At 73.7% G+C, this 16,562-nt stretch carries 13 protein-coding genes; 7 read left to right on the forward strand and 6 right to left on the reverse strand.

Annotated features, from left to right (window positions below; translation table 11 throughout):
- Positions 1–13 precede the first annotated feature (13 nt).
- A complete protein-coding gene (locus ASE27_RS03605; RefSeq protein WP_082608458.1) occupies positions 14–1,261 on the forward strand; it encodes a glycerate kinase in 1,248 nt (415 codons plus the stop codon).
- 67 nt (positions 1,262–1,328) lie between these two features.
- On the opposite strand, the gene ASE27_RS03610 is transcribed toward ASE27_RS03605, so the two are convergent.
- The 6 genes from ASE27_RS03610 to ASE27_RS03635 all read right to left on the reverse strand — a co-directional run bounded on the left by ASE27_RS03610 (position 1,329) and on the right by ASE27_RS03635 (position 9,004).
- Positions 1,329–2,639, reverse strand: a complete 1,311-nt coding sequence (locus ASE27_RS03610) for an AAA family ATPase (RefSeq protein WP_056645867.1) — start codon at positions 2,637–2,639, stop codon at positions 1,329–1,331.
- Between the two features lie 110 nt (positions 2,640–2,749).
- Positions 2,750–3,157, reverse strand: a complete 408-nt coding sequence (locus tag ASE27_RS03615) for a RidA family protein (RefSeq protein WP_056645870.1) — start codon at positions 3,155–3,157, stop codon at positions 2,750–2,752.
- A 69-nt stretch (positions 3,158–3,226) separates the two neighbouring features.
- Entirely contained in the window at positions 3,227–4,657 is a 1,431-nt protein-coding gene (locus ASE27_RS03620; RefSeq protein ID WP_082608459.1) for an alanine racemase, read from the reverse strand.
- Positions 4,654–5,547 (reverse strand): IclR family transcriptional regulator, encoded by an 894-nt coding sequence (locus ASE27_RS03625; RefSeq protein ID WP_082608460.1) that lies wholly within the window; start codon positions 5,545–5,547, stop codon positions 4,654–4,656. The genes ASE27_RS03620 and ASE27_RS03625 overlap by 4 nt, the downstream gene beginning before the upstream one ends.
- Positions 5,544–7,196, reverse strand: coding sequence for an amidohydrolase family protein (locus tag ASE27_RS03630; protein ID WP_082608461.1), 1,653 nt, complete (start codon positions 7,194–7,196; stop codon positions 5,544–5,546). Before ASE27_RS03630 ends, ASE27_RS03625 begins: the two co-directional genes overlap by 4 nt.
- A complete protein-coding gene (locus tag ASE27_RS03635; RefSeq protein ID WP_082608462.1) occupies positions 7,193–9,004 on the reverse strand; it encodes a beta-N-acetylhexosaminidase in 1,812 nt (603 codons plus the stop codon). The genes ASE27_RS03630 and ASE27_RS03635 overlap by 4 nt, the downstream gene beginning before the upstream one ends.
- A 118-nt stretch (positions 9,005–9,122) precedes the next feature.
- On the opposite strand from ASE27_RS03635, the gene ASE27_RS03640 reads away from it, so the two are divergent.
- The 6 genes from ASE27_RS03640 (at position 9,123) to ASE27_RS03665 (ending at position 16,508) form a co-directional block, all read left to right on the forward strand.
- Positions 9,123–9,488, forward strand: a complete 366-nt coding sequence (locus ASE27_RS03640; RefSeq protein WP_056646714.1) for an ACT domain-containing protein — start codon at positions 9,123–9,125, stop codon at positions 9,486–9,488.
- 82 nt (positions 9,489–9,570) lie between these two features.
- Entirely contained in the window at positions 9,571–10,590 is a 1,020-nt protein-coding gene (locus ASE27_RS03645; RefSeq protein WP_056645871.1) for a LacI family DNA-binding transcriptional regulator, read from the forward strand.
- 402 nt (positions 10,591–10,992) lie between these two features.
- Positions 10,993–12,708, forward strand: a complete 1,716-nt coding sequence (locus ASE27_RS03650; protein ID WP_056645874.1) for a glycoside hydrolase family 13 protein — start codon at positions 10,993–10,995, stop codon at positions 12,706–12,708.
- Positions 12,709–12,790: 82 nt separating this feature from the next.
- Positions 12,791–14,182 carry an ABC transporter substrate-binding protein gene (locus ASE27_RS03655; RefSeq protein WP_056645877.1) on the forward strand — a complete coding sequence of 464 codons (1,392 nt, stop codon included), beginning with the start codon at positions 12,791–12,793 and terminating at the stop codon, positions 14,180–14,182.
- Between the two features lie 338 nt (positions 14,183–14,520).
- Positions 14,521–15,393 (forward strand): carbohydrate ABC transporter permease, encoded by an 873-nt coding sequence (locus ASE27_RS03660; protein WP_056645878.1) that lies wholly within the window; start codon positions 14,521–14,523, stop codon positions 15,391–15,393.
- A 146-nt stretch (positions 15,394–15,539) separates the two neighbouring features.
- Positions 15,540–16,508 carry a carbohydrate ABC transporter permease gene (locus ASE27_RS03665; RefSeq protein ID WP_056646717.1) on the forward strand — a complete coding sequence of 323 codons (969 nt, stop codon included), beginning with the start codon at positions 15,540–15,542 and terminating at the stop codon, positions 16,506–16,508.
- Positions 16,509–16,562 lie beyond the last annotated feature (54 nt).

Consider the following 16,562-nt stretch of genomic DNA (forward strand, 5'->3'; position numbering starts at 1 on the left):
CTACGATCGGGACGTGCCTTCGACGACGAACACCGACGCCTCCCGGACCCTCGACCCACCCGGCGGGGCGCGACCGTTGCGGGTCGTGATCGCGCCCGACTCGTTCAAGGGGTCGGCGACCGCGGACGCGGTCGCGCGGCACATCGCGGACGGGGTCCTGGCCGCCGCGCCCGACGCCCTCCTCACGCTCCTGCCCATGGCCGACGGCGGGGAGGGCACGCTCGACGCTCTCCTCGCGGTCTGGGGCGTGCCGGCACGTGAGCTCGTCACGGTCGACGCGATCGGCCGGCCGCACACGGCCCGCTACGGGGTCTCGGCCGACGGCCGGGTCGGTGTGGTCGAGCTCGCCGCCGCGAGCGGCCTGCCCGACGTGAGCGATGTCGCCCTCCAGCCTCTGCACGCGCACACGCGCGGCACGGGCGAGGTCGCCGCCGCAGTCCTGGACGCGGGGGTCGAGGAGGTCCTCGTGTGCCTCGGCGGGTCGGCGTCGACCGACGGCGGGGCGGGTCTCCTCACAGGCCTCGGGGCGCGGCTGGTCGCGCACGAGCCGGCGACGGTCCCGTCCTCGACGGACGGGGAGCTCGCGGGCAGGGTCGTGCCCGACGGCGGCGAGGGGCTCGCGCGCGTCGTGGGCCTCGACCTCGACGGGCTGCACCCGCGCGCCCGACAGGTGCGCTGGCGCGTGGCGGTCGACGTGACGAACCCGCTCGTGGGCGAGCGCGGCGCGGCGGCGGTGTTCGGCCCGCAGAAGGGCGCGAGCGGGTCGGACGTCGCGTTCCTCGACGCGGCCCTCGTGCGCTGGGCCGACCTGCTCGAGCGCGAGACCGGGGTGCGCACGCACGAGCTCTCGGGGGCTGGGGCCGCGGGCGGGGTGCCCGCGGCGCTCGTCGCGGTCCTGGGCGCCGAGCTCGAGCACGGCGCGACCCTGGTCGCGCAGAGCATCGGGCTGCCCGCGGCCGTCGCGGACGCGGACCTGGTGCTCACGGGCGAGGGTTCGTTCGACTCGCAGTCGGTCAACGGCAAGGTCGCGGACGCGATCGGCACGCTCGCTGCGGCGGCCCCCGGGAGGCCTCCGGTGGTGGTGCTCGCGGGGCAGGTCCTGCTGCCCGCCCAGCGCGCCCGGGCCGCAGGGGTCACGGCCGCGTTCTCGATCGCTCCGGGGCCGATCGACCTTGACGAGCTCGTGGGGCGCACGGGGAGCAGGTTGGCCGAGCTCGCGGCGTCGGTCACGAGCCTGTACCTGGGGTCCGTGCGCCGCTGATCCCGGGACCTGCCGAGTGCATGATCCTGCCGCGACACTCCCGGTGAGTCGCCGCAGGATCATGCACTCAGCGCTTCGGCCAGTGCCACAGCGGCTCGTCGAGCGGACCCTCGCGGCCCGCGACGGTCGTCTCCCCGAGCTCCTTGACGAGCTCGACGTGCGCGAGCCCGGGCAGTCCGCGCGCCCCGGCGCGACCGGTCCGGGGCGCGCGGCCTCCCGGTGCCGACAGCGCCGACGTCCCCGACGCGCGCGAGCCGTCCGCTGCCTCCTCCATGGCCCGCACGAGCGCCCCCGAGTGCGTCACCACCACGACCTGCGTGCGCTGCGCGGCCCCCGCGATCAACGACCCCAGCGCGGGCAGCAGGTCGGGGTGCAGGCTGGTCTCGGGCTCGTTGAGCACGAGCAGCTCAGGGGGGCGGGGCGTGAGCAGCGCGGCGACCCACAGCAGGTAGCGCAGCGTGCCGTCGGACAGCTCGGCGCTGCCCAGGGGACGCAGCAGGCCGTGCTGGCGCAGCTCGAGCGAGAACCGGCCGTCGTCCGCCGCACGGACCCGCACGGTCGACCCCGGGAACGCGTCCTCGACCGCGGCGTCGAGATCGTCGGCCAGCCCCAGCTCGCGGATCGTCTCGAGCGCTGCGGCGAGGTCGGCGCCGTCGTGCGCCAGGACGGGGGTCCGGGTGCCGACGTGCGCGCCGCGGGCCGGAGCCAGGGCGTCGGTACGGAACTGGTCGTAGAAGCGCCAGGACCGCAGGCGCTCGCGCACGAGCACGAGCTCGGGTGCGCCCACGGGGTCCACGACCTCCGAGAGCATGCTGTCGAACGACCGCAGGCGCCGACCCGACACCTGCCACGACCCGTCCTCGTCGCGCAGCCGGACCGACGGGCCGTGGCGGTCGGCGACCAGCGTCGCGGGTCGCAGCACAGGGCCCGACCACACGACCTCGGTCTTGATCTCCGGGTCCAGGCCGAACGATTCGCCGCCGTCCTGCGGCAGCCCCAGGTCGATCGCGTACCCGTACGCGCCCGTCAGGGGCGCACCCGCCGGTGTGGCGCCGTCGGGCAGGAGGTCCGGGCCGCTCGCGAAGCCCAGGCGCAGCGCGACCGGTCCGTTGCGGACCGTGCCCTGCACGGGGTGCACGCCCGCGCGCACCGAGCGGCCGATCACCTCCGGCCCGGCCCACAGCGTCGAGGGCAGCCCGCCCTCGCGGGCCAGCGCCCCGACCGCGCCGCCCAGCGCGCACTCGGCGAGCAGGCGCAGCGAGCGGTACAGGCTCGACTTGCCCGCGCCGTTGGCACCCGTCACGACCGTGAGCCGGCCGAGCGGCAGGACGAGGTGCCGCAGCGAGCGGTAGCCCTCGATGGCGAGCGTCTCGATCATCCCGCCAGGCTAGGCGCGGCCACCCACGGCGCGCGTTCCGCCGAGTGCATGGTTCGGCTGCGACACGCCCGGCGAGTCGCAGCCGAACCATGCACTCGGCGGCGAAAAGGTCAGTCCGTGATCGCGAACGCGTCGATCTCGACCAGCATCTCCTCGCGGGGCAGCCCCGTGAAGACCGTGGTGCGGGCGGGCAGCACGCCGCCCGGGCAGTTGGCCTCGACGAACGCGCCGTACGCGTCGTTCATGATCGGGAAGTCCTCGCGCTTGGTGAGGTACACGCGCAGCATCACGACGTCGTCGAACGTGGCGCCCGCGCCCTCGACGATGGCCTTGACGTTCTCCAGCGTCCGCGTGGTCTGCGCGGCGACGTCGCCGGGGAACAGGTACTCGCTCGTCGCGGGGTCGACCGACCCCTGACCCGAGACCTGGACGAACGGGCCCTTGCGCACGCCCTGGTGGAACGTGTGGGCCGGTGCCGGTGCGTGCGGGGTGCTGATCGGGGACTTGGCGGTGCTCATCGTGCCTCTTTCTCTCGGGTTTCTCTCGGGATGTCGCGGGTGATGCGGGGTGGTCCGGGACGGGCAGCGTCAGAACTCGGTGCCGACGAGGTCGATCACCTGGTCGTCGTCGCCCACCACGGCCGCCACGCGCCACGTGGAGAACAGCGTGCACGGGTGCGAGATCCCGAACCCGACGACGTCGCCGGGCCGGATCTGCGTCGTGGCCGGGGCGCTGCCCGCGGGCGTGGGATCGACCGTGAGGTACAGGTGCTGGTCGTTGAGGCCCGTGACGCGGGCCCCCGCGAGGTCGTGCGCGGGGCGCAGGTCGCCGTTCTCGTCGAGCGTGCGCAGCCACAGGGCCGTGGGCAGGTCGATGTCGTACGACACGTCGCGTCGCCCCACACCGCACAGCACCAGGCCGGGTTCGGGGACCGAGAGCACCTGGCCCCACACGACCGCGGCCGCGTGCATGGGCTCGCCGCCCGGGATGCGGTCCCACGGGTCCATGCGGGCGCAGAACCCGTGGTCGTGCGTGAGGTAGGCGCCCGAGCGCACCACCACGCGGACGTCGCGGGTGGTCCCGCCGCCGTCGGTGCTGCCGCCACCGTCCACCCCGTCACCCGCGCCCGCGACCGTGAGCGGCCCGGGGAGCTCGGCGAGCACGACGTCGAGGAACGAGCTGCCGCCCGCGGTCACGACCACGGGCTCGTCGCCGGGCACCAGGCCCTCGCGGACGAACGCCGCCGCGACGTCGCGCAGGCCCCGGCAGTAGGCCGTGACCTTGTCCAGGTCCTCGGGCGTGGTGCCGCCCGCGGCCGACCCCTCGTACCCGGCGACCCCGGGCACGCGCAGTCCCGCGGCACGCACGGCCCGCGCGAGACCCAGCGCGTCGGCCGTGCTGCGCACGCCCGTCCGGCCGCCGGGGACGCCGACCTCGACGAGCACGCCGAGGCCTGCGACGACCTGGGGCGAGGCGCCCGCGAAGCCGCGCGAGAGCAGCCCGACGCCTTCGATCGAGTCGACGTAGACCCACACCTCGAACGGGGTGCCGCCGGGGGCGACCGAGGCCTCGAGCTCGCGGCGCAGCCACGCGATCTCGCGCGGATCCATGAGCTCGTTCGCGAGGAACACCCGCTCGACGCCCCACGTGCGCACCACGCGGAGCTGCGCCGGGTTCGCGACGGTCGCGCCCCAGGCCCCGGCGCGGGCCTGACGGGCGTAGAGCCCGCGGGACATCGCGGTCTTGACGTGCGGTGCGTGCTCGACGCCGTGCTCGGCGCACAGCCGCGCCATGAGCGCGACGTTGTGGTCGAGGGCCGCGTCGTCGAGCGTCAGCAGCGGCCAGGAGAAGGCGTCGTCGGTGATGCGGGGGGAGTCCGCGAGGACGTCCGCGACGGTCCGCTCGGCGTCGAGCCGCAGCCCCTTGGTCGCGGGCCCGACGACGGCGCTCGGGTCCGCGGGGACGGTCGGGCGGGTGGACGGCTGGGTGGGGCGGGCAGCCTGGGTGGGGTCGGTCATGCGTTCCTCCCGGTGGGTTCGTAGCCGCAGCGCACGGAGCCCATCCCGGCGGAGACCGCGCGGGCGGCCTGCACGACGAGCGGGCCCAGCTCGCGCACCCGCGCGGGCGGCATGTGCGAGGCGAGGGCGGAGACGGAGAGCGCGCCGATCGCGGTCTCCGTGTGGTCGACGACGGCGGCCGCGACGCAGCGCACCTCGGCCTCGTTCTCGCGGTCGTCGATCGCGTAGCCGCGCTGTGCGACCGTGCGGAGCTCGGCGCGCAGGGCGTCGGGGTCCGTCAGGGTCCGCGCGGTCACGGCGGGCAGGGGGTGCTCGAGCACGGCCTCCAGCAGGTCGACGTCGCTCGCGGCGAGGATCGCCTTGCCGACACCCGTGCAGTACAGCGGCATGCGGCGTCCGATGCGCGAGGCCATGCGCACGACCGCGGTGTTCTCCTTCTTGTCGATGTAGACGACGTCGAGACCGTCGCGGACCACGAGGTGGCACGTTGCCCCCGAGGCCCGCATGAGGTCCGCGAGGTGGGGCTCGGCGACCGTGCGCAGGTCGAGCCCCTCGAGGTAGGCCTGGCCGAGCCGGAGCGTGCCGGCGCCCAGCACGAACCGTCCACCCGGGGTGCGCCGGACCAGGTGGACCTCGACGAGCGGCGCCAGCAGGCGAGAGACCGTGCTCTTGTGCGTGCCCAGGACGTCCGCGAGCTCGACGAGGCTCAGGCCGCGGGCCGCGTCGTGACGCAGGGCGTCGAGGATCGTCAGGGCGCGGCGGAGCGACTGGGACGAGTTCCGGGCGGCGTCGGCGGCGGGTGCCGACGCGTCCGGGAGCGCCTGCCGGCCCGAGGGCTCCGGCCGACCCCGCTCCTGGGCGCTCGCTGCCTCCCGCGCGGTCGCCGTCATGCGCGCCCCGCCGGGACGGTCGGGCGCAGCGCCCGCCCGGGGGTGGCGCCGGTGGGCTGCCCGCCCGCGAGCACGGGCACGCCCGCGACGAGCACGTCGTCGATCCCGGTCGCGGGACGCCGCGGGTCCTCGTACGTCGCGACGTCCTGCACGGTCTCGGGGTCGAGCAGCACGACGTCGGCGCGTGCGCCCGGCCGCAGGACCCCGCGGTCGCCGAACCCGAAGCGCTCGGCGGCGGCCGTCGACAGGTGCCGTTCGGCGTCGTGCCACGTCCAGTCGCCGAGCGTGCGCACGTGCTCGGCGAGGAAGCGCGCGAACGCCCCCCAGCCGCGCGGGTGCGGGCGCCCGCCCTGGTAGATCGCGTCCGATCCGCCCATCTGCGCCGGGTGGCGCAGCAGCGCCCGGACGGACCCGGGGGAGTTGGTGGGGGGCTGGGCGAACACGCAGCCCGCGCGCAGGTGGGTCGAGACCAGGATCCGCAGCGTCGTCTCGACGGGGTCGAGGCCCAGGCGGTCGGCGACGTCGAGCAGCGCCATGCCCTCGCTCCACTGCAGCTCGCCGGGCACGGCGGCCATGGTCACGCGCTCCCAGAGGTCCGCGAGGCCGGGGAAGTGCTCGGCGCGGAGGCGCGCGACGACGTCGGGGTCCTGGAGCATCGCGACCGTGGCGTCCGGGTCCGCGACGGGCAACCACGTGGGCAGCGAGACCATCGAGAGGATCGAGCAGCCGCGCAGGTACGGGTAGGAGTCGAACGTGACGTCGAGCCCGGCCGCGTGGGCGTCCTCGACGTAGCCGATGAGCTCGTCCGCGGGCCCGTGGTAGTGCGAGACGTGGGTCGCGACGCCCGACGCCCGGGCGACCCGGACGAGCTCGGCCATCGCGGTCCCGGCCTTGTCCTCGTAGCCGCGCATGTGGCTCACGTGGGGCAGGTCGTGCTCGGCGAGGACGCGGGTCAGCGCGACCAGCTCGTCGTCGGTCGCGTTCGAGGCCGGCGCGTACTCGAGGCCTGTGGACATGCCGCACGCGCCGTCGTCGAGGGCCTCGCGCAGCAGGGCGACCATGCGGCCCGTCTCGTCGGGGCTCGCGGGTCGGGCCGCGCCGCCCAGGACGTCGTAGCGCAGCGTGCCGTGCGGGACGAGGTAGGCGACGTTGAGGGGAGTGGTGCCCTCGTACGTCGCGAGCAGGTCGGCGACCGAGCCGCCCCGGAACATGGGATGCTCGCCGTTGATCGCGCTGAAGTAGCCGGTCGCCCAGGTGTGCGCGTCGTGGGTCCCGTCCGCGACGGGCTGCCTCGCGGAGGGGGCGTAGGACACGCCGTCCTGGCCCACGACGATGCTCGTGACGCCCTGGCGCAGCATCGCGAGCTGCACGTCCGGGTCCAGGACCGCGGCCTCGCCGTGCACGTGGGAGTCGACGAAGCCGGGGAACGCGATGCGGCCCGCGGCCTCGATCACGTGCGCCCCGGCGGGGACGGGCACGCTGCCCGCCGGCACGACGTGGTCGATCACGTCTCCTGCGACCAGCAGGTCGACAGGCCCCGACAGCCCCTCCGGGGTGGTGAGCCGTGCGCCGCGGACGACGAGCGTCACGCCCGTCGTGCCGCCCCCTGCTGCCAGGTCGCGGGCGTCCTGACGGTCCGTGGTGCTCATGCCTGCCCCTCCGAGCTCGCGTCGCGTCCCTCGACCCAGCCGCCCACGCCGGCATAGCCGCCCGCGGCCATCTCCTGGTCGAGGTGGCGCAGGAACCCGCGCACGCCGGGACGCTGCTGCCAGGGCTTCGGCCCGTCGAGCGGGCGGTACTCGACGCCCGCCGCGTCGAGGCGCGGCAGGTGGTCCTGCTCGAGCCGAGCGAGGAACTCGGCCGAGGCCGGACCGCCCGGGGTGCGCTCCGCCGTCGGGCTCCAGACGACCTCCGCGAACGCCGCGAGGCGGGGGAACGCCGCGTAGTCGACGCGGCGCGGCGAGTCGAGGTGCTCGGACCAGACCTCGGCCTGGGCGCCCAGCAGGCGACCGGGCGCCGCGTCGAGGCCCGGGTACTGCGCGAGGACCTCGGGCGGGAACGGGTCGAACGCGAGGACGTCCTCGACCGTGCGCAGGAACCCGACGGGGACGGGCTCGTCCTCGCCGTCACCCGCACGGTGGTCCAGGTAGACGACCTGCTCCGGGGCCATGACGACGTCGTTGCCCGCCTCGAGCGCGTCCGCTCCCACCGTGAAGCCGCGCCACGCGGTCACGACCACGTCGCGCGGGAGCTGCTCGCCGAAGCCCTCGTCCCACACGACCGCCCGACGCCCCTGGGCCGTGACGTGCTCGCTCAGGCGGGCCAGGAACCAGCCCGCGAGGTCGGCGACGTCCGCGAGGCCGCGCTGCTCGGCGAGGGCCACGATCGCCGGGTTCTCGCGCCACAGCGTCGTGGGGACCTCGTCGCCGCCGATCGCGATCCAGGGGGAGTCGAAGATGTCCAGGACCTCGTCCAGCACGTTCGTGAAGAACTCGAGCGCCTCGTCGGACGGGTCGAGCACCTCGGTGCTCACGCCCCACGTGGTGCGCACCGTGTGCGGGGTCTTGCGGGTCCCGAGGAACGGATAGGCCGCGACGGCCGCCTCGACGTGCCCCGGGGCGTCGATCTCCGGCACGACGACGACGCCCCGCTCGCGCGCGTGGGCGACGATCTCGCGCAGGTCGTCCTGGGTGTAGAAGCCGCCGTGCGGGCGGCCGTCGAAGACCCCCGTGCGCCACGTCCCGACGTTCGACTCGGTGCGCCAGCCGCCGACCTCGGTCAGGAGCGGGTAGCGGTGGACCTGCATGCGCCAGCCCTGGTCGTCCGTGAGGTGGAGCTGGACCACGTTGAGCTTGTGCGCCGCCGCGAGGTCGATGAACCGCAGCACCTCGCGCGTGGGCAGGAAGTGCCGGGCGACGTCGAGCAGGACGCCTCGCCAGCCGAAGCGCGGGTGGTCCTCGATGGTGAGGGCGGGCAGGTGGACGGTGCTCGCCGGGGTCCCGGGGGCCGCGGCGACCGGTGCCGTGCGGTAGGCCTGCGGGCCTGCGAGCTGGCGCAGGGTCTGGGCACCCGCGTGGGCACCGGCCGCGTCCGCGGCCGTGAGCAGCACGGCCTGCGGGGTGATCTCGAGGCGGTAGCCGCCCGCGGGGCGTGACGCGTCGAGGGCGAGGGTCACGCCCGGGCGGGCTGCGTCGTCGGGCGCGACGTTCGCCTGGCGCGCCCCTCCGGGAGCGCCGCCGGGTGCCGCGGCGGGGCTGTCGGCGGCGCCGTCACCGACGACGAACGGGAGGTCGACGCCGAACGCCGCCTCCGTGGTCCGACGCCACCAGCGCGCGGCCGCGGCGAGGGCCGGGTCCGTACGGACGGGCGTGCCGTCGGTCAGCGGGAAGGTGCCGGTGGCGGGCTGAAGGCTCACGGGCGCGGGCAGGAGCCCGGGCGAGAGGGTGGGGGCGCTCACCTGTCGAGCCTAACCACGGCGCGCCGCTCGTGGTGTGCCGCGCACACGGGTTGTTGTGCACTGCACGACGGCCGGGGCGGTGATCCGCGTGTCGGTGGCGCGCCCTAGGCTCGCGGGCATGCCCGCCCAGAAGCTGCGCCTCCTCGACTCGTTCTTCACGCTCGCGCACGAGCCCCACTCCGCGTTCCCGGACGACGACGAGTGGGTCGCGCTCGTGCGTGCGCCCGAGGGCCTGACGGTCCTGCGCGAGGCCTCGCCCTTCGGTGGCGATGGCGACCGCTGGGCGGGGTTCTACGGCGACCCGCACGGGCTGGGCATGCCGGGCATGCTCGCGGCGATCGTCGGGCCGCTCGCCGACGCGAGCATCGCGGTGTTCGTCGCCTCGACGTTCCACGCGGACCTCGTGCTGGTCCCCGAGGACTCGGTCGAGGCCGCCGTGGACGTGCTGGTCGACGCGGGGCACACCGTGACGCGGGGGCGCTGACAGCGCCGAGGGGCGCCGACGCGGCTGCTCACGGTTGCGCAAGTGAACGCAAGCGGCTTGCGCGCTGCGTATAGTCAGCAGCATGTCCAGACGACTTGCCGAGGTGGCCAAGAAGGTCGGCGTCAGCGAGGCCACGGTCAGCCGCGTGCTCAACGGCAAGCCTGGGGTCTCCCAGGCGACGCGCGACTCCGTCCTCACGGCCCTCGACGTGCTCGGGTACGAGCGCCCCACCAAGCTGCGCGGTGAACGAGGCCGACTCGTCGGCTTGGTCCTCCCCGAGCTCGCCAACCCCATCTTCCCCGCGTTCGCCGAGGTCATCGGCGGCGCACTGGCTCAGCAGGGGTTCACGCCCGTGCTCTGCACGCGCACCGCGGGCGGCATCACCGAGTCGGAGTACATCGACCTGCTGCTCGGCCAGCAGGTCTCGGGCGTGCTCTTCGCGGGCGGCTTCTACGCCCAGCGCGAGGCCGACCACGAGCCCTACCGGCGCCTGGCCGAGCGCAACCTGCCCGTGGTCCTCATGAACGCCTCGATCGAGTCGCTCGACTTCCCACGGGTCTCGTGCGACGACGTGGTCGCCATGAACCAGGCGCTCGGTCACGTCCTGTCCCTGGGGCACCGACGGATCGGGTTCCTGCTCGGCCCCGCCGACCACATCCCGTCCGAGCGCAAGCTCGCGGCGGCGCACGCCCTGGCGGCGCGCCACGGCGTCACGATCGACCCTGCGCTCGTCCAGCACAGCCAGTACTCGCTCGAGAGCGGTCAGGCCGCCTCGGTGCGGCTCCTCGAGGCCGGTGCGACCGCGATCGTGTGCGCGAGCGACCCGCTCGCGCTCGGCGCGATCCGGGCGGTGCGCCGGGCCGGGCGTGAGGTCCCGACCGACGTGTCGGTCGTCGGGTACGACGACTCGGCGCTCATGAACTCGACCGACCCCGCGCTCACGACCGTCCGCCAGCCCATCGAGCCCATGGGGCGTGCGGCCGTGGACCTGCTCGCGAGCATGATCGCGGGGGCCGACGTGTCCCGCGACGAGCTGCTGTTCGAGCCCGAGCTCGTGGTGCGTGCCTCGACCGCGCCGCTGAACACGAGCGGTACCCGCTAGGCGGGCGGCACGCGCTAGGCGGGCGGCACGCGCTAGGCGGGCGGCACCGGCTGGTCGAGCGGCACTGAGGGCGCCGCCCTGGGGGAACCCGGGGCGGCGCCCTTCGTCGTGCCCGGAGCTGCTCGCTGAGTGCGGAGTTCTTGCGCGACGCACCCGGCGAGTCGCGCAAGAACTCCGCACTCAGCGACGCGCTGCCCGGGAGTCGTCCTACCCACCGCCAAAGGTCGCGTTTCGATAACGCTACTGTCGAGTTCTTGCGCGATTGCTGTCGAGTGATTACGTTGATGCCCAAGACGCCGGATCCACGGATCAGGAGTCCAGCGGCCCGCCCACCCGGGACGCCGCGCTCGACGCAGAGCACCCGTTCATCGCTGAACGGGACGGACGGAAGACGAGGACACGGTGCGCGAGGACGACTCGACCCGAACGACGGCCGACCCCACCTGGTGGCGGGACGCGGTCATCTACCAGGTGTACGTACGCAGCTTCGCGGACGGCGACGGCGACGGCACAGGCGACCTGGCCGGCGTGCGGCAGCGTCTGCCGTACCTGCGCGACCTGGGCGTCGACGCGATCTGGTTCACCCCCTGGTACCTGTCCCCGCTCGCCGACGGCGGCTACGACGTCGCGGACTACCGCGAGATCGACCCGCAGTTCGGCACCCTCAGCGAGGCCGAGCAGCTCATCGCCGAGGCCCGCGAGCTGGGCATCCGCACGATCGTCGACGTGGTGCCCAACCACGTCTCGGCCGCGCACCGCTGGTTCCAGGCCGCGCTCGACGCGGGCCCCGGCTCGCCCGAGCGCGAGCGTTTCTGGTTCCACCCCGGCAAGGGCCCGGGCGGCGACGAGATGCCCACGCACTGGGTCTCCGACTTCCAGGGCACCACCTGGACCCGCACCACGAACCCCGACGGCACGCCCGGCGAGTGGTACCTGCACCTGTTCACGCCCGAGCAGCCGGACCTCAACTGGAACCACCCCGACGTCCGGCGCGAGCACGAGGACATCCTGCGGTTCTGGTTCGACCGTGGCGCCGCGGGCATCCGCATCGACTCCGCGGCCCTGCTCGTCAAGGACGCGACGCTCCCCGAGGTCCCGGCCCACCCCGGCCCGGGCGAGCACCCCCACGTCGACCGCGACGAGATCCACGACATCTACCGCGGCTGGCGTACCGTCGCCGAGTCCTACGACGAGCCGCGCGTCCTGGTGGGCGAGGTCTGGCTCGCCGACCGCGCCCGGTTCGCGCAGTACCTGCGCCCCGACGAGATGCACACCGCGTTCAACTTCGACTTCATGGCCCGCCCCTGGGACGCCAAGTCGCTGCGCGAGTCCGTCCAGACGACGCTCGACGCGCACGCCCCCGTGGGCGCCCCCGCCACGTGGGTCCTGTCCAACCACGACGTGACTCGCCCCGTGACGCGCTACGGCCGCGAGGACAGCGCGTTCTCGTTCGGCGCCAAGCGCTTCGGGACGCCGACCGACCTGGCCGCGGGACGCCGTCGGGCACGGGCGGCCGCCCTGCTCTCCGCCGCGCTGCCCGGCTCGCTGTACGTCTACCAGGGCGACGAGCTCGGCCTGCCCGAGGTCGAGGACCTCCCGCTCGACGTCATCAACGACCCCATGCACTTCCGGTCCGGGGGAGTGGACCCCGGCCGCGACGGCTGCCGCGTCCCCCTGCCGTGGGCGCGCGGCGGGAGCAGCCACGGGTTCGGGCCCGACGGCGGCGCTCACCCCTGGCTGCCCCAGCCGGCCGGGTGGGGCGACCTGTCGGTCGAGGCGCAGGCGGGCGACGACGCGTCGATGCTCAGCCTCTACCGCCGCGTCCTCTCGCTGCGCCACGACGACCCCGCGTTCCGCGGCGGCTTCGCCTGGGCCGACGACGTCTTCGTCGGCAGCGGCCCGGGCGACGTGACCGGCGACCTCCTCGCGTTCACGCGCGGCGACGTGCTGTGCGTCGTCAACCTCGGCCCCGCCGTCCCCCTGCCCGCTGGGTACGAGGTGCTCCTCGCGAGCGCCGACCTGGAGCACGGCGCCGCAGGTGTCGAGCTCCCCACCGACACGGCCGCGTGGCTCCGGCGCACCCCGCCGGGCCGCGCGACCGGCGCCACCCCGACCTGACCAGCCCACCCACCCGCACCCACCACCGCACCGTGCTGAGCAGCACCGCCCAGCGCACCCGCCCGCACAAGGAGCAGAGACAATGAAGTCCACACGCCGCGCGATCGCCCTCACCCTCGTGGGGGCCCTCACCGCCACCGCCCTCGCCGCCTGCTCGAGCTCCGGCTCGGGCGACGGCGACGGCGAGTCCGCCGACGGGAAGACCACCCTCAAGGTCGTCTCCCTCCTGCCCGGCTCCGAGCCCGAGGCGATCGACGCCTTCAACGAGCAGGTCAAGCAGTTCGAGGACGCCAACCCCGACATCGACGTCGTGCCCGAGGAGTACGAGTGGAAGGCGACCACGTTCGCCGCCCAGCTCGCCGGCGGCACGCTGCCCGACGTGTTCGAGATCCCGTTCACCGACGCCAAGACCCTCGTCGAGAACAAGCAGATCGCGGACCTCGACACCCAGTTCCGCACCCTGCCCTACGCCGACAAGTTCAACCCGGCGATCATCGAGGCCGGGACCGGCCCCGACGGCCACGTCTACGCGATCCCCGCCAAGAACGTCTACGGCGTCGGCCTCCACTACAACCGGGCCCTGTTCGAGTCCGCGGGCCTCGACCCCGACTCGCCGCCCACCACCTGGGACCAGGTCCGCGAGTACGCCAAGAAGATCGCCGACGCCAACCCCGGCGTCGCCGGCTACGCCCAGATGACCCAGAACAACACAGGCGGCTGGCAGCTCACCGTCAACACCTACTCGCGCGGCGGACGCGTCCAGGAGGTCGGCGACGACGGCAAGGCCACCGAGTCGCTCGACAACGACGGCACCAAGGAAGCGCTCGAGTTCCTGCAGGCCCTGCGCTGGGAGGACAACTCCATGGGCAGCAACTTCCTGCTCGACTGGGGCACCATGAACGAGGCCTTCGCTGCGGGCCAGGTCGGCATGTACACCTCGGGCTCCGACGTCTACACCTCGATGGTCCAGTCCAACGGGCTCGACCCCGCGACCTACGGGCTGACCGCGCTCCCGCTCGACGGCGACGACGCCGGCGTCCTCACGGGCGGCACCCTCGCCGCGATGCCCGCCAAGGCCACCGACGACAAGAAGGCCGCCGCCGTCAAGTGGATCGACTTCTTCTACCTCAACAAGCTCGTCGACCAGGACGCCGCCGTCAAGGACGCCCAGACGCTCGTCGCGAGCGACCAGCCCGTCGGCACGCCCGTGCTCCCCATGTTCAGCAAGGAGCAGTACCTCGAGAACCAGGAATGGATCAAGGACTACATCAACGTCCCGCTGAACCAGATGACCGGGTACACCGACACCATGTTCGACCTGCCCCTCGTCGGTGAGCCGTCGCAGAAGACGCAGGAGATCTACGCGCTCATGGACCCCGTCGTCCAGGCCGTGCTGACCGACCAGAACGCCGACATCGACAAGCTGCTGGCGGACGCGAACAAGCAGGCACAGGCGCTGCTCGACCAGGGGTGAGTCCCTGGGGGAGGTGACGCGGGGGACGGGGCCGGGCCTTCCATCCGGCCTCGTTCCTCGGCCTCCCGCCAGACCCGCCACGGCCCGGCTCCGTCCCCCGCCTCACCTCCCGGTCCTCACCGCTGTTCTCGCCGGGGCTCACCCGGAGCTCGTGAGAGCGGGCGGCCCGGCTCCCATCCTCCCGGTCGGTCGCGGGCGCCCCCTCCGACCGACCGGGAACCCTCTTCTCCTCTCCCTGACCCGAAGGACCCCTCGTGACCGCGACCAGTGCACCACCGCGCAGACGCCATGAAGCGCCCGCCGACAAGCCCGCCCGACGACGGTCGCCCGCGACCTGGGTGCGTGGCGGCGGGCTGAGCAACCTGATCTTCATGCTGCCCGTGATCGTGATCTTCGGGGTCTTCTCGTGGTTCCCCATCGTGCGCGCGCTCGTCATGAGCGTGCAGGAGACGAACCTCGTCGACACCCAGTTCGTGGGGCTCGACAACTTCCGGTACGTCCTGGCCGACCCGTTGCTGTGGACCGCGGTCAAGAACACGGCGTACTTCGCGTTCCTCGCACTCCTGTTCGGCTATCCGATCCCGCTCGTGGCCGCCGTGCTGATGAGCGAGGTCCGGCGGTACAAGGGTCTGTACTCGGCCCTTGCCTACCTGCCGGTCGTGGTACCGCCCGTCGTGGCCGTGCTGCTGTGGAAGTTCTTCTACGACGCCGGCCCCCACGGGGTGTTCAACACGATCCTCGGCTGGGTGGGCCTGGGGCCGTACCCGTGGCTCCAGGACGCGTCGACCGCCATGCCCTCGCTCGTCCTCGCTGCCACGTGGGCCGGCGCGGGCGGCACGATCATCATCTACCTCGCCGCCCTCACGAGCGTCCCGCCCGAGCTCTACGACGCGGCCGAGGTCGACGGCGCGGGCGTGTGGCGCAAGGTGTGGCACGTGACCATGCCCCAGCTGCGCGGGGTCCTGTTCATCACGCTGATCCTGCAGATCATCGGGACCGCGCAGGTGTTCCTCGAGCCGTACCTGTTCACGGGGGGCGGCCCCGCGAACTCGACCATCACGATCCTGCTGCTCATCTACAACTACGCGTTCGCGAACAGCCTGGGCGGCAACTACGGCGCAGCGACGGCCCTGTCGCTCATGCTCGCGCTCGCCCTCGCGGCCTTCTCCGCCCTGTACTTCCGCCTGACCCGGTCCTGGAGCACCTCATGACGACCTCGCGCACAGACCGTCCTGCCGCCTCGGGCGGTACGTCCCCCGCGGGGCGGGGGGCCACGCCCGGCGACCTGCCCGACGGCGCAGCCCGCCCCGGGACCTACCCCCCGCCCGAGGAGGTCTCGGCCCAGGCGGGCGGCTCGATGGCCGTGCTCGCCGAGAAGGCCCTGCTGACCCGACGCGAGGGCGACGCGGCACGCGAGCGCAAGAGCCGCCGTCGGGCACTGGATGCCGTGGCCGACCGCGGCGCCGTGTCGACCGCCGACTGGCGGCGCCCCTCGGTGCGGTTCGGGATGGGCGGTACGCACGTCCTGCTGCTCGTGCTGCTCGTCGTCGCGGGGCTCGGGCCCATGCTGCTGCTCGCCAAGTTCGCGGTCACTCCCACGCAGGACATCCTGCGCACGCCCATGGCGATCTTCCCGAACGGCATCGCGTGGGACAACCTCGACAAGGCGTGGAACGAGGTCCAGGTCAGCAAGTACTTCTTCAACACGATCTGGCTCGCGCTGGGCTCGTGGGCCGTGCAGATGGTCGTCGCGACGACGGCCGGGTACGCGCTGTCGGTCCTGCGCCCGCGCTACGGCAAGGCGATCCAGGCCGCGGTGCTGTCGACCATGTTCATCCCGGCCGTGGTGCTGCTCGTCCCGCTGTACCTGACGATCCTGAACCCGCCGCTCCTGGGCACCTCGCTCATCAACAGCTTCTGGGCCGTGTGGCTGCCCGCGGGCGCGAGCGCGTTCAACGTGCTGCTGGTGCAGCGGTTCTTCGACAACCTGCCGCGCGAGGTCTTCGAGGCCGCGCGGGTCGACGGCGCGGGTCCCTACCGGTTGTTCTGGTCGATCGTGCTGCCCATGTCCAAGCCGATCCTTGGCGTGGTCTCGGTGTTCGCGATCATCGCGAGCTGGAAGGACTTCCTCTGGCCGCTCCTGGTCCTCAAGGACCCGCTGATCCAGCCGCTGTCGGTGCGCCTGCCCGCGATCGCGGCCACGACCGACAAGGGCGTGTTCCTCGCGGCGCTCGCGATCTCGACCATCATCCCCGTGCTGCTGTTCCTCGTGTTCCAGCGCACGTTCCTGCAGGGGGCGGGGCTCGGGGGAGCGGTCAAGGGGTAGCCGTGGGCGCCGGGTGCGGCACGGGGTGCCGACGGCGGCGCGCTCGCGCTGACC

The organism is Oerskovia sp. Root918 (assembly GCF_001428945.1).
Classification (GTDB): Bacteria; Actinomycetota; Actinomycetes; order Actinomycetales; family Cellulomonadaceae; genus Oerskovia; species Oerskovia enterophila.

What these genes read in the sequence shown, in the direction of transcription:
- ASE27_RS03610 (WP_056645867.1), bottom strand. Translation starts at nt 2,639, where the DNA reads ATGATCGAGACGCTCGCCATCGAGGGCTACCGCTCGCTGCGGCACCTC.
- ASE27_RS03615 (WP_056645870.1), bottom strand. Translation starts at nt 3,157, where the DNA reads ATGAGCACCGCCAAGTCCCCGATCAGCACCCCGCACGCACCGGCACCG.
- ASE27_RS03620 (WP_082608459.1), bottom strand. Translation starts at nt 4,657, where the DNA reads ATGACCGACCCCACCCAGGCTGCCCGCCCCACCCAGCCGTCCACCCGC.
- ASE27_RS03625 (WP_082608460.1), bottom strand. Translation starts at nt 5,547, where the DNA reads ATGACGGCGACCGCGCGGGAGGCAGCGAGCGCCCAGGAGCGGGGTCGG.
- ASE27_RS03630 (WP_082608461.1), bottom strand. Translation starts at nt 7,196, where the DNA reads ATGAGCACCACGGACCGTCAGGACGCCCGCGACCTGGCAGCAGGGGGC.
- ASE27_RS03640 (WP_056646714.1), top strand. Translation starts at nt 9,123, where the DNA reads ATGCCCGCCCAGAAGCTGCGCCTCCTCGACTCGTTCTTCACGCTCGCG.
- ASE27_RS03645 (WP_056645871.1), top strand. Translation starts at nt 9,571, where the DNA reads ATGTCCAGACGACTTGCCGAGGTGGCCAAGAAGGTCGGCGTCAGCGAG.
- ASE27_RS03655 (WP_056645877.1), top strand. Translation starts at nt 12,791, where the DNA reads ATGAAGTCCACACGCCGCGCGATCGCCCTCACCCTCGTGGGGGCCCTC.
- ASE27_RS03665 (WP_056646717.1), top strand. Translation starts at nt 15,540, where the DNA reads ATGGCCGTGCTCGCCGAGAAGGCCCTGCTGACCCGACGCGAGGGCGAC.